This is a genomic window from Robinsoniella peoriensis (genome assembly GCF_000797495.1).
In the GTDB taxonomy this organism is placed as follows: Bacteria; Bacillota; Clostridia; order Lachnospirales; family Lachnospiraceae; genus Robinsoniella; species Robinsoniella peoriensis.
This window is the reverse complement of the sequence record NZ_JTGN01000009.1, coordinates 234408-247568: the sequence shown is the minus strand read 5'-3', so window position 1 is coordinate 247568 and position 13161 is coordinate 234408. Positions and strand designations below refer to the sequence as shown.

11 protein-coding genes are annotated in these 13161 nt (G+C 41.2%); 10 read left to right on the top strand and 1 reads right to left on the bottom strand.

Annotated elements, in window-relative coordinates; translation table 11 throughout:
* Positions 1–9 precede the first annotated feature (9 nt).
* A complete protein-coding gene (locus tag QR40_RS19230; RefSeq protein WP_044296412.1) occupies positions 10–747 on the top strand; it encodes a 6-phosphogluconolactonase in 738 nt (245 codons plus the stop codon).
* A gap of 54 nt (positions 748–801) precedes the next feature.
* Here QR40_RS19230 and QR40_RS19225 read toward each other — a convergent pair whose 3' ends face one another.
* Entirely contained in the window at positions 802–1938 is a 1137-nt protein-coding gene (locus QR40_RS19225) for a DUF362 domain-containing protein (RefSeq protein ID WP_044296411.1), read from the bottom strand.
* Between the two features lie 319 nt (positions 1939–2257).
* Between QR40_RS19225 and QR40_RS19220 the strand changes: the two genes are divergently transcribed.
* The 9 genes from QR40_RS19220 to QR40_RS19180 all read left to right on the top strand — a co-directional run bounded on the left by QR40_RS19220 (position 2258) and on the right by QR40_RS19180 (position 13073).
* Entirely contained in the window at positions 2258–3241 is a 984-nt protein-coding gene (locus QR40_RS19220; protein WP_044296410.1) for a LacI family DNA-binding transcriptional regulator, read from the top strand.
* Positions 3242–3263: 22 nt separating this feature from the next.
* Positions 3264–4646 (top strand): family 4 glycosyl hydrolase, encoded by a 1383-nt coding sequence (locus QR40_RS19215; protein ID WP_044296409.1) that lies wholly within the window; start codon positions 3264–3266, stop codon positions 4644–4646.
* Position 4647: 1 nt separating this feature from the next.
* The gene (locus tag QR40_RS19210) at positions 4648–5556 is read left to right on the top strand and encodes a carbohydrate kinase family protein (protein WP_027295211.1); all 909 of its coding nucleotides are present in this window, start codon (positions 4648–4650) and stop codon (positions 5554–5556) included.
* 151 nt (positions 5557–5707) lie between these two features.
* Complete coding sequence (locus QR40_RS19205) at positions 5708–6799, top strand: KamA family radical SAM protein (protein ID WP_027295210.1); 1092 nt, start codon at positions 5708–5710, stop codon at positions 6797–6799.
* A 340-nt stretch (positions 6800–7139) separates the two neighbouring features.
* On the top strand, positions 7140–8993 hold the full coding sequence (locus tag QR40_RS19200) for a cache domain-containing sensor histidine kinase (RefSeq protein WP_044296408.1): 1854 nt from the start codon (positions 7140–7142) through the stop codon (positions 8991–8993).
* Positions 8968–9708 (top strand): response regulator transcription factor, encoded by a 741-nt coding sequence (locus QR40_RS19195; RefSeq protein ID WP_027295208.1) that lies wholly within the window; start codon positions 8968–8970, stop codon positions 9706–9708. Before QR40_RS19200 ends, QR40_RS19195 begins: the two co-directional genes overlap by 26 nt.
* Before the next feature lie 146 nt (positions 9709–9854).
* Positions 9855–11234: an ABC transporter substrate-binding protein gene (locus QR40_RS19190; protein WP_044296407.1), complete on the top strand. Its 1380-nt coding sequence runs from the start codon at positions 9855–9857 to the stop codon at positions 11232–11234.
* 74 nt (positions 11235–11308) lie between these two features.
* A complete protein-coding gene (locus tag QR40_RS19185; protein WP_044289541.1) occupies positions 11309–12202 on the top strand; it encodes a carbohydrate ABC transporter permease in 894 nt (297 codons plus the stop codon).
* Position 12203: 1 nt separating this feature from the next.
* Positions 12204–13073 carry a carbohydrate ABC transporter permease gene (locus QR40_RS19180; RefSeq protein ID WP_242858563.1) on the top strand — a complete coding sequence of 290 codons (870 nt, stop codon included), beginning with the start codon at positions 12204–12206 and terminating at the stop codon, positions 13071–13073.
* Positions 13074–13161 lie beyond the last annotated feature (88 nt).

The following is a 13161-nucleotide window of genomic DNA, read 5'->3' as shown; positions in this document are numbered from 1 at the left end:
ATAATTAAAATGAAAATAACAATAATGAAGACAGAACATGATTTTGATGTGGCAGCAGCCTGGAGAATTATTGGGCAGATGGTGTCAAAGCCAGATGCAGTGATTGGTTTATCAACAGGAGAAACGACAAAAAATATGCATCAGATTGTGAGCGATATCTATAAAAGTTATACTTTTGATACATCCGGTGTAACCGTATTCAATGTAGATGAACTGACGAATCTGGACCGCTCTTATCCAGGAAGTTGTTATACGATGATTTATGAACAGCTAGTAAAGAATTTGAACATTCCTGATGAGAATTTCATTATGCCGCCTACTTTTTCAGAAAATTTTGATCAGGAATGCCGGATTTTTGAACAGAGGATCAAACAGCGGGGTGGAGCCGATCTCCAGATGCTTGGAATTGGCTGGAATGGACATATAGGCATCAATCAGCCCGGAACGCCTTTTGAACGCCAGACCTGGGTATCGCCTATGGACCCGGTATTTGAAGAACGGGTACGGAGGGAAACGAATGTGGCGCCGGATTATCCACTGGGCGGTTTGACCAGAGGAATTATAAACATTATGCAGACGCGTAATATCTGCTTAATTGCAAAAGGAGAGAGCAAAGCGGACATTATTGAGAAAGCAGTACTTGGACCGGTGACTACAGACATTCCGGCTTCTGTTGTACAACTGCACCCCAATTGTGAGATTCTTTTGGATGAGGCTGCTGCACAGAAGATCATAGGGAGAATTTAAGCAAAAAGAGGGTTGAAATCCAGAAAATTGGATATCAGCCCTAAATATATTTCATTATTTGATTGACACTAACCCTCTGCGTATATCAATTGCCTTTACCGGGCACATTTCGTGGCAGCAGTAACAGCGGATACAATTACGATAATAAATCTTAGCTTTTTTCGATTCAATGTGAATTGTTTTCTGGGGACAGCTTTCCGCGCACTTACCGCACCCGATGCATTTTTCATTTATGATTACCGGTTTCGCAGAGAGGTAATGAAAAACAAAGGCACGGACGGGACGCCGTATTAATGGAGGCAAAAACGTTGTAAAATCAAGGGAGGATTCCCGGGGAACCCGGAAAGGTTCCTGCTTGGGGATTTCCCCTATCAGTTCAAGCTGATCAAAATCACCGCAGCATAATCCACGGGTAATGGATTCTTTTACGGTAAGTATGCTCTTGGGGTTTACACCAATGATCTTACACAGGCAGTAATCCATGTCATAGGGATTGTCAGATGCCAGAATAAGTCCCGTCTCTCTCATGGTGCCCCCGGAAGGTCCGTTGCCTTCCATTGCCTGTATGGCATCCACCAGAATAAAGTCCGGTGAAACCGTTTCACAAAGATCGACCAGCATAGAACAAAAGGGTGTTTTTTCGGGGAACCTGGCATGATAAGCGGGTTTTGTAAGTCCGGGAATTGTTCCAAATAAATTTTTCACGGCTCCGCTTAAGCCAGTCATCGCATGGGTTTTTAGTTTGCAAATGTCAATGATAAAGTCTGCATCACAGACTGGTGTGATTATGGGAAACTGTTTTACGAGTTTCCCTTTTTTGTTCTCTATATTCCGGGAAGACGTATCCAGATTCAGAGTGATGCTGTGCCGTTCACAGATATCCGTCATGCCCGATGCGTGATAGATACCTTTTAATGCAGTAGCAGTGTAGGGACCGCCAGGGCTGTCAGCTATGGTTATTTTACTTATACCATTCTCTTTCAGCCATATGATAACGGCTTCAACAATGGATGGATGTGTGGTTGTAAATTCCTCCGGTGTTCTCTTCATCAGAAGATTTGGCTTTATCAGTACCTTTGTATCCGGGGACAGTTTTTTACCAAGGTTAAAACGTTCCATATGTTCATATACCGCTTTGTTTACAATAGGCTGCTCGTAAGAACGGGTATTCGTAATACTTATTCTGGTCATGAGTGACTCCTTTCATAGCAATAGGACTTCCTATATTATGAAGATAATTGGGATATCTAATACGTTATTATATAGGATAGGGATCAGAAAAGAAAGGATTTTTGACGGCTTCGCCCCAGGCTTAATTTGTTTACTTGAAAATTAGGAAACAAAAAGGAAACAAATGAAACAAGATTGACTTTTAAATGAACTGGAATATAATAAGATTAACATCAAAAATGCAGTATTTATAAGAACATTAAACATACAACAGCTTAACTGATTGATGTGGACTTCAATAAAAAAAGAAGTAACAGCAGGAAACAAAAGGAGGATATAAATGACATTCACAGCAAGAGATGTGGCAAAAAAGGCAGGTGTTTCCCTGGCTACGGTATCCAGGTATTTCAGCGGGGGAAAAGTGGTAAGCACAGAACTGGCAAGGAAGATTGAAGATGCTGCTGACAAGCTTGGATATGAACATAAAGGAAGACGGCATCGTAATTGTGGTGTTATCGCAGTTTTAATCCCTGAGTTTCCCCTTGAGTTTTTTTCAGAGGTTATGCGGGAGATTGTGGATCAGATGCCAAGATACGATTACCGCATCGTTTTTATCCCGATTTTAGAGGGCAAAGATGATTACAAACAGTATTTTAACGAAATGAATATAGAAGGCGTTATCTATCTGGATGAAAATATCAGCGGGGATATTCTGAATTATATTGCTTCAAAAAAAATCAGAACTGTTATGTGCGGCGGGGCAACACTGGACAGGCGTCTGGGAATGGTACATATCAATGATCTTGCGGCAGGATATGAAGGAACCCGTTATTTGATGGAACTTGGACATGAAAGGATACTGTTCCTGTCGGATCGCAACAGATCCATCAGTTCCGTTTTTCAGCGCCTTACCGGGGCTAAGCGGGCAATGGAAGAGAAGAATGTCCCTTTTGATGAAAAAAGTATGGTGTTGTTTGGCGGGGTTACCTATGATATGGGATACCGGCTTGCGAAACAGGCAGTAGAAAATGAAAGGGAATTTACAGCAATTTTTGCATTCAGCGATGAAATGGCAATTGGTGCGATGGCTGCACTAAAGGAATGCAAAGTGCAGGTTCCCGAAGACGTATCGGTACTGGGATTTGATGATATTACTGCGGCGGGAAGGGCAGTTCCGCCCCTTACCACTATTCACCAGCCTATCCGGCAGTTCGTAACAAAGTCACTGAATATGTTCTTGAATCTCTATGGGGAAGAAGAAAATATGGATATCACACTGCCTTTTGACATCGTGCAGAGAAATACCTGTCAAAAGAGACAGTAACTAAAAAATGGAGGAAACGAAGATGAGCAAAGCAGGAGCAAAAAAAATTACAGTAATAGGCGGAGGCGGTGTACGTTCTATGTTTCTGGCGAAAAGCCTGGTACAGCATGCCAAAAAACTGGGATTTACGGAAATTGTATTTATGGACAACAATGAAACAAAATTAAACATCTACGGAAAAATGGCGGCTCAGGTTGCAAAGCGGATTGACGATACGGTGAATTTTTCCCTGACATCGGACCCGGTGGAAGCTATTAAAGATGCAGATTATATTATTACTACCATACGTGTTGGGGAAGATGAAATGCGTATACAGGATGAGCGGACAGCACTGGCGCTGGGAATCCTGGGCCAGGAGACAACCGGAGCAGCAGGATTTTCTTTTGCAATGCGTTCTATTCCGGCATTGGTTGAATATTGTGAGCTGGCGAAGAAATACGCAAATCCCCGTGTAAAAATCTTCAACTTTACGAATCCGGCGGGGGTAGTGTCACAGACCTTGCGGGATATGGGGTTTGATTTTACTTATGGAATCTGCGATGCACCCAGCAGTCTGCTCCATTCCTTTGCACAGATGTACGGTGTAAGCCAGGATTCCATCACAGGAGAATGTTACGGATTAAACCATCTCTCATTTTTTAAGAGTATAAAACTGGATGGAAAAGAAATTATGCCGGAACTGCTTCAAAAAGATGAAATTTATGAAAACACAGAAATGCGGTTTTTTGATAAAGGCCTGGTTGAGCATGTGGGATGCATTTTAAATGAATATCTCTACTACTTCTACTACAGAGAAGAGGCAGTACAGAACATCTTAAATGCAAAAGTCACCAGAGGAGAAGTAATCCGGGATGTGAACATCCATATGACCGAAGAATTATCAAAGATGGATATTGAACATAATTTTGACGAATGCCTGAAGGTATTTGAAAAGTGGTATGGTTTAAGGGAAGCAGCATATATGGCAAATGAGACCGGAATAGACAGTAAAAAACCTCCTTATCATTTTGATATTTATGCAAAAGACAGCGGCGGATATGCAGGTGTTGCGCTGAAATTCATTGAATCGGAATTGGGAGAGGAAGAAAAAGAAATGATACTCTGTGTGCCGAATAACGGAGCAGTCAAAGGACTGGAGGATACCGATGTGGTAGAAATCAGCTGTACGATTAAAAACGGTAATTACTACCCCCACGAGATCGAACCGGACCGCATACCCATGGAAATGATACGCAGAGTCAAAATGTATGAACGCCTGGCTTCCGAAGCAATCAGGGAAAAGAGTATAGAAAAAGCAATTGACTGCCTGATGGTCCACCCGCTGGTTAACTCTTATACCTTTGCCAAAAAGTTAGCATATGAGTATATGAAAATAAATGAAGCATATATGAAAGGATGGAGCTGATATGGGATTTGCAGCAGGTGTGGGATATTTAAATCTGGATCTACTGTATCTGGGAGTGGGGCACCTTCCAGAAGAGGGAGAAGAGGTTTATGCAAAAAGTCTGGATATTCAGCTGGGCGGCGGTGTACCGGCGACCATGATAACATTGTCCAGGCTGGGAGTTGATTCTAAGATTGCAACTTTTCTGGGGGAAGATGTATTTTCCGGGTATGCAGCCAAACTGCTGGATGCCTGCGGAGTCTCCTATGCAAATTTATATCGTGGAAACGGAATTCCGGTAGCAGTAACATCCGTTATGATTACGGAAAGGGACCGGACTTTTATGTCAGCGCTGGACCGCGTGGACATTACACAGAAAATCCAGGAAGAAACTTACCGGCAGCTGCAGGGGGCAAAAGTCATCGATATGCACGCGGGATTTCTGGATGCTTATAAACGGCTGAAGGCAGAGGGCGCCATTCTGGTTTTTGATGTAGGCTGGGATGAAGGACTGTCCACTCAGAAATACAAAGAGTATCTGGAGCTTGCAGATTTTTTTACACCAAACCAGAAAGAGGCATTAAAAATCACCGGAAAAGACAATGTAGAAGAAGCAGCTGTGGAACTGGGCAGGTTTTTTCCGGAGGTAATAATAAAACTGGACAGTGCAGGCTGTCTGTACTGGAAAAATGGAGAAAGCATTGTCATTCCACCGCTTCAAAACGTAAATAAAATTGATTCCACAGGTGCCGGAGACGCATTTATGGCTGGATTTATCTATGGGCTTTATCATGACTGCAGTGTAACAGACAGCATTATATATGGAAACGTAACAGGAGGAACCTGTGTGGAAGGAGTGGGCTGCCTGACAAAATATGTAAATGAAAAGGAACTGATGGAGAAGGCAAAAGAGATTAAAAAACTTCTGTAATGGCTCATTTTCATGCATATTCTGGCGCATTAAAATTGCGTTAAGACTTTTTATGCAAAAAAATGGATAAAAAATGGGATTTTTTGTAGGAAAATCCCAAAAAGTCTGTTATAATAGTTTACATAAAAATCTTAACATGGGGGTGCACAAAATGAACAATTGGAAGAAACTGTTAGAGAACAACATCACCACTGCAAAGGAATTAAAAGAAGTCCTTAAATTGTCTAATGAAGAAGTAATCAAAATGGAGGAAATATTGGAGCATTATCCGATGTCCGTACCATTGTATTACTTTTCACTTATCCATGCAGATGATCCGGATGACCCAGTTCGAAAGATGTGCATCCCCAATATCCGAGAGACGGACCTGGGAGGAAGTTTTGATACCAGTGGGGAAGCAAGCAATACCGTAATCGTGGGAATGCAGCACAAATACAGGGAAACCGTACTGATTCTTTCTACAAACCAATGTGCCATGTATTGCAGGCATTGTTTCCGGAAACGGCTGGTGGGACTGTCGGATGAAGAAATTGCCAGTCATTTTGATGAGATGATACAATATATAAAAAATCATTCACAGATCAGCAATGTTTTAATATCCGGTGGAGACGCCTTTTTAAATGATGATGAAGTAATCGAGCAGTATCTATACAGTCTGAGCCGTATCGAACATATCGACTGCATCCGCTTTGGAACCAGAACACCAGTAACATTTCCGGACAGAATCTTAGAAGATCCTGATTTAATAAATATCTTACGCACTTATAGTGAAAAGAAACAAATCTATGTGGTGACACATTTCAATCATCCCAATGAAATTACAGAAAAATCAAAAGCAGCAGTAAGAAATTTAATCGCTGCGGGAATCATCGTCAGAAATCAGACTGTTTTAATAAAAGGGGTGAATGATCATCCCCAGACCCTGGGAACTCTTTTGAAAAATTTAACACGTATTGGCATAGTGCCCTATTACGTATTCCAATGCCGTCCCGTGACCGGAGTGAAGTCTCAGTTTCAGGTACCTTTAAAACGGGGCTGCGATATTGTAGATCAGGCAAAAAATATGCAAAATGGTCTGGGAAAATGTATTCGTTATATTTTATCCCATGAAACAGGAAAAATTGAGATTCTGGGAAGCCTGAATGCAGGGGAAATGCTGTTTAAATATCACCAGGCAAAGGATGAGGAAGATTATGAACGAATCTTTACAAAGAAGATAGAGGAAGGGCAGTGCTGGCTTTAAGAAGCGGCAAAAATTATGGTATGAATGGAAGCGGGTATTGCCCGTTTTCCGGCATATCATAGAAGCATACGCTATCATACGAATTTGTTCCTGCAATCATATTTACTTTTGGAAAAATTTATATATAAAATCTAAAATTCTAAATTCAGTAATATCTATACCATTTCTGGCTATTTCTAAAAATAATCCCCAGTGAGCCGTAAATAGTTTAATTAAGTATTTGTTTAATTAAAAAACTATATTATTGTATCCCAATTTTTATGATGATATAATACTACCATACAGCCATATTTCCCAAGCTTTAAACTTTGAATGGAAATGACAGGAGGAGATGTTCACCATGAATATACGTAAAGTCTGTAAGCGGGTCCGGATATACTGCCGTTCTCATATGTGGTGCTCTTTTGCCGCCGCAATCTGTTTTGCCGTTTTGCTGGTAGTAGTTGTTATGCAGTATTATCTGAAAAATGAATATTTAAAATATCTGATTGACAGCACGTATGACACTGAAAAAATGTTATTGTCATCCGTAAATCAGAATATTAAAAATCAAATGGATGATTTTATTAAGATAGGTTCTGAAATAGCAGTGGATGATACAAATGCAGATCTGATCAATGAATATAGCACCAATCCCGAGAATATCGCCCGCAATACCAAAGACCTGAAGAATCTACTGGCTAATTATGCGCGATATTCCCAGTATATTGCGGCAATTGCAATTGCGTCAAAAGATGGACTGGTTTACCAGTATGAACGTAATGAAAATACCATTAATGTAGTGAATATCTGGAATGACAAGAATAACAATATTCTGGTTGATACTTTCATAGAGGTAAATGAGATTTCAAAAAGTATGGCATTGCCCAGGTATCAGGTAATTACCAAGCCCAGCGAACATCCGGGTGATGCGTCTAAGCAGTTTATGCATATTGCATATCCGGTACGGGGAAAGCACTTTTATCAGGACATCGAATACATAATGATTGTAACTTTTAAAAGGGATGTATTGGACAACCTGATTGGGCAGTTGAGCGGGAGCAAGGATGATGTGGCACAGGGATTTATTTCTGATAAGTCAGGGGAAATATTCTATCATACCAACAGTCAGAACAATGGGAAGAAAATGGACGATTATATAAAAGAGGAACATTTGACAGACTTAAGCAAGCCGATCGGTGTCTTTGACTGGAATTTGAACATTGCAATTAATAAGAATGCGCTTCAGGCAAAGGTAAACGAAATGTATACCAGAGCGATTGCCCTTTACGCCCTTGTTATTATAGGTATTTTATTGATTCTGTTCTGGGTGACACAAAGAATTCTAAAGCCGGTGGATACTATTAACCGCTCCATTAAAAATGTAAAGAAGGGAAATATGCAGGAGCGTATTGAAATTAAGGGGACACATGAAATCTGGCAGCTGGCAAATGAATATAATGAGATGATGCATGCCATCCGGAAAATGAACCGTCAGGTAGAAGGACAGCATCTGGAAGTTGTGGAATCCCTGAAAATGAAGCAGAGGGCGGAGCGGGAAGCCCTGGAGTCCCAGATCAACGCACATTTTATCTGTAATACCTTGAATGCTATTAACTATGAGGCAATCGAAAGTGGAAATTATAAGGTCTCCACCCTGCTGAAAAAACTGTCTAATATTTTACGCTATACTTTTGACCAAAAGCACCAGAATGTCTATATGTATCAGGAAATTACATGGATTGAGCAATATCTGTATCTGCAGAAGGAACGGCTTGAAAATGTATTTGATTATAGCATTGAATTTAATCATGAGTATGATCAGTGGCCCTGCAGGAAGCTGATGCTTCAGCCTTTTGTGGAAAATTCCATACTGCATGGGTTTGAAGGCAGAGAGGAAGGGGGGATGATCCATATCACAGGCACCGGAATGGGAGAATACCTTTGTTTGTCAATAGAAGATAATGGTATGGGGATGACCCGGGAAAGGGAACAAATCATTCAGGAAGTGCTGTCTAATCCGGTGATCTCAAAAGAAAAAGAGGTGGGGATTGGAATATCCAATGTAGTGACCCGGATGAAAATGTACTATGGAAGCAAGCTTCAGGTTTCCCTTGAGACATCTTACGGGAAAGGATGCAGATTTACATTTTTAATTCCAAGACCATACAGTATACAGGAGGTAGCTTATGAAGATTATGATTGTAGAAGATGAGCAAAGGGCAAGAAGAGGATTACGGAATCTCATTACCACCATATCGGATGAATATGAGATTGTGGCGGAAGCCTCTGATGGAAAACAGGCACTGGAGCTGATACATATTTTGAAGCCTGAAATCGTATTTACCGATCTCAAAATGCCCTATATGGATGGATTATCCCTGATAAGGGCTGTTCATGCGATGGAAATTTCCACACAGTTTGTAATTATAAGTGCCTATGAAGAATTTGACGTAGCCAGGCAGGCAATTTCACTTGAAGTACAGGATTATCTGATTAAACCGGTAACTTATGAGGATGTAGAAGAACTACTGGTACGCCTTTCCAAAAAGGAGAAGCTGTATCTGGAAGACGGGATTAAAGATCTGCAGAAAAAATATCCGGGAGCCCATCCCCTGGTTATAAAAGCGTTAAATATAATTGAAAAGAGTTACTCTGCGAAAATCAGCCAAAAAGATCTGGCGGAAGACCTGGGTATGACCCAGGAATATTTTTGCTATCTCTTTAATAAAGAAATCGGAGTAACATTTTCGAAATTTCTAAAGCACTACCGGATTGAAGTGGCAAAGGGACTTTTGGTAAATAAGGGAATACCAAAAGAAGAAGTGCCTTACCATGTGGGTTTTTCTGATCCGAAGTATTTCAGCAAAGTATTTCGTGAGGTTGAGGGCATCAGTGCTGCTGAGTTTTTGAAAGTAAATGCGAAATAAAAATAGAACTAATTCTTAAAATTTTCCTCCAATCTTAAAATTGTATCTTAAAATTGTATCCGTTATCTTAAAATATTAAGTTTATCATTTAAACTAATATTATTATAATGAATACATCTTAAATACGAAAAAGGAGGAAACAAACTATGAAAAAGAGGTATCAGAGATTGGCTGCGGCAGCTTTGGCGGGAATGATGATAACAGGCCTTGTAAGCGGGTGCGGCAGTTCTTCATCCGGAAGTTCCGCTACGGAAAAAGGCACAGATCCGGCTGCGGCTGCCCAGACCACAGAAGCCGGAGGAGAGACAACGGCACCGGATACAGCAGCAGGGGATAGTAAACCGGCATCGAACGGAGGAAAAGAAGTTACTTTATGGCACTATTTTGAACATGAAGCACCGATACTGGAAAAAATGGTGGAAGAATACAACTCCATGCAGAGTGATATTAATATTGTATGTACGTATATTTCCCGCGAAGAGCTGATGAAACAGTACACCATAGGTGCTGTATCAGGAGAACTTCCGGATATCGGAATGGTAGATTCACCGGATATGGCTTCTTACATTTCTTTGGGCGTATTTGAAGATATTACAGATCAAATGAAGGACTGGAAGGATTTAGAACAGTTTTATCCCGGACCCCTCAGCAGCTGTAAGGATGCGGACGGTAATATTTATGGGATACCCAATAACTCCAACTGTCTGGCAATCGCTTATAATGCGGACATGCTGAAAGCAGCCGGTTTTGATAAAGCACCGGAGACCTGGGATGAGTTTGAAGAGGTATGTGCCAAAACTACGAATGCAGCAGACGGTGTATATGGTTTTGCTATGTCAGCAATTGGTACCGAGGAGGGAACGTTCCAGTTTATTCCATGGCTGTACTCTGCAGGAGCTGACGTAGCATCCACAGATTCACCGGAAGCTGCCCGGGCTTTAGACTACCTGGCGGGGTTAGTAAACAAAGGCTATATGAGTAAGGAAGTTGTAAACTGGTCTCAGTCTGATTCTTATAATGCGTTTTGTGCAGGAAAAGCAGCGATGCTGGAATCCGGTACATGGCAGCTGGCACAGTTTGATGAAGGGATCAAAGGTGCATTTGAGTACAAGATCGCACTGCTTCCAAAAGATAAGAAGTTTGCATCTGTCATCGGGGGTGAGAACTTTGGCGTTTGCGCCGGAAGTGAAGCAAAAGAAGCCTGCGTTACATTCTTAAAATGGATGACCAGCGCAAAGAACAATGCAGCCTGGTGCGAAGGTGCAGGCAAATTCCCGGTTCGTGAAGATTCCGTCTCACTGAATACCACATGGTCAGATGACGAAAGATTTGCAGTTTTCAGTGATGAAATGAACTATGCGGTAGCAAGAGGACCTCACGAGTCATGGCCTACAATATCTGAAGCTTTGTATACGGCAGAACAGTCAGCACTGCTTGGTAATAAAACCGGCGAAGAAGCTATGAAAGAAGCAGCAGCAGTAATTAATCCGATCCTACAGGAGACTCCCATTGCAGTACAGGAATAAGAAATTCGGGAGGGCAATGATACAGGACGGGCGTGAAAGCGCCCGTCCTGATATAGAAAGGATGTGGATTATTTATGAAAATGAGTATGGCAAAGAAGAAACGATTTGAAGGATATACTTTTATACTTCCTGGATTTCTCTATATGATTCTGATTTTGGGATATCCCCTGATTTATAACTTTATACTCAGCTTTAAAAATACGAATATTAAAAACTTTAAGTCAGGGGCATCCGTATTTGTAGGATTACAGAATTATATGCAGTTATTTCAGGATTCGACTTTCCAGCTGGTAATTCGGAATACCTTTATTTTTACCATCGCGTGTCTGGTGGTACAGTTTACCATAGGTTTTCTGTTTGCAATGTTCTTTTCTAAAAAGTTTACCTTTGCAGGACCGATTCGTGGACTTGTTTTAATTGGCTATATGATGCCAATGTCCGTTACCGCACTGCTTGGTAAAAATATGTTTGGCGTAACAGAGGGTGTAATCAATAATTTATTAATGAAACTGGGAGTGATACATACTCCGGTAGAGTGGCTGGTAAGCACCAGTACCGCTTTGATCGCGGTTATAGCCGTTAACTGCTGGGTTGGAATTCCATTTAACATGCTTCTTTTAACCTCCGGACTTACAGGGATATCGGACGATATTTATGAAAGTGCTTCCATGGATGGTGCAAACAAACTCCAGCGTTTTCTGCATATAACGCTGCCGCTTATGAAACCGGCTATCTTGTCTGTACTGATGCTGGGCTTCATCTATACTTTTAAGGCATTTGACTTAATGTTTGTTATGACGGCGGGAGGTCCATTAAATTCCACTGATGTACTGGGAACCTATTCCTATACGCTGTCGTTTACGCAGTATGAATTCTCCAAAGGGGCCGCATCGGCTATGATACTGTTCTGCTGTTTATTTATCATTGGATTGTTCTACCTGAGACTCACTGCAAAGGAGGACGATTAGTATGAATGAAAAGATGAAGGCAAGGGGATTTCAAATTTTTCGTTATAAATCAGTAAGGGTTAATGCAATATACTGCATCATCTCTGTGCTGATAGCAATTGTTTTTCTGTTTCCCATTTACTGGCTGATCAGTATGTCCTTTAAGACAGACATGGAGTCTTTTGGAAAACTGGTGACCTATTATCCCCATCAGTTTACTTTTGATCCATGGCTTCAGAATTTGCAGGATAAGGATTTTCTGGTATCGCTGAAAAACAGTGCCTGCATTGCGGTCTGTGCCATGTGTATTTCCCTGGTATTCGGTGTACCTGCAGCTTATGGAATGGGCCGGTATAAGGTTCCGGGTCAGAAAGGATTCCTGCTGACCTTTTTAGTTACCCAGATGCTTCCGGCATCCCTGATGCTGACACCAATGTACCTTATCTTTAATAAGATTGGATTACTGGGGACTTATATTGGACCGGCACTTGCGATTGCATCGGGTACCGTACCTTTTATTATTGTTACTCTAAGGCCATATTTTAAATCCATTCCCACCTCACTGGATGATGCTGCACGTATTGACGGATGCGGTGTGTATAAATCTTTTTTCAAGATCATGCTGCCGGCTATCAAGACCGGTATCATAACGGTTGTAGTTATTTCTTTCTTAAATGGATGGAATGATCTGGCGTACTCAATGACCTTTAATGTAAAACCTGAAATGAGGCCGTTGACTGCAAATATTTATAAATTCCAGAGTAAGTATGGAACAAAATGGAATTGTATTATGGCATATGGTGCCATCCTTGTTCTTCCGGTTGTCATTATATTTGTTTTTTTACAGAAATATATTGTTGGCGGTCTGACTGCCGGGGCAGTAAAAGAATAGGTGAAAGAATGCGGGACTGCGATATACGAGAGGTATACGGTTGAAAGAAAATTATGAGATAGAAAGGATGCCACGGTGTGATTCTTTC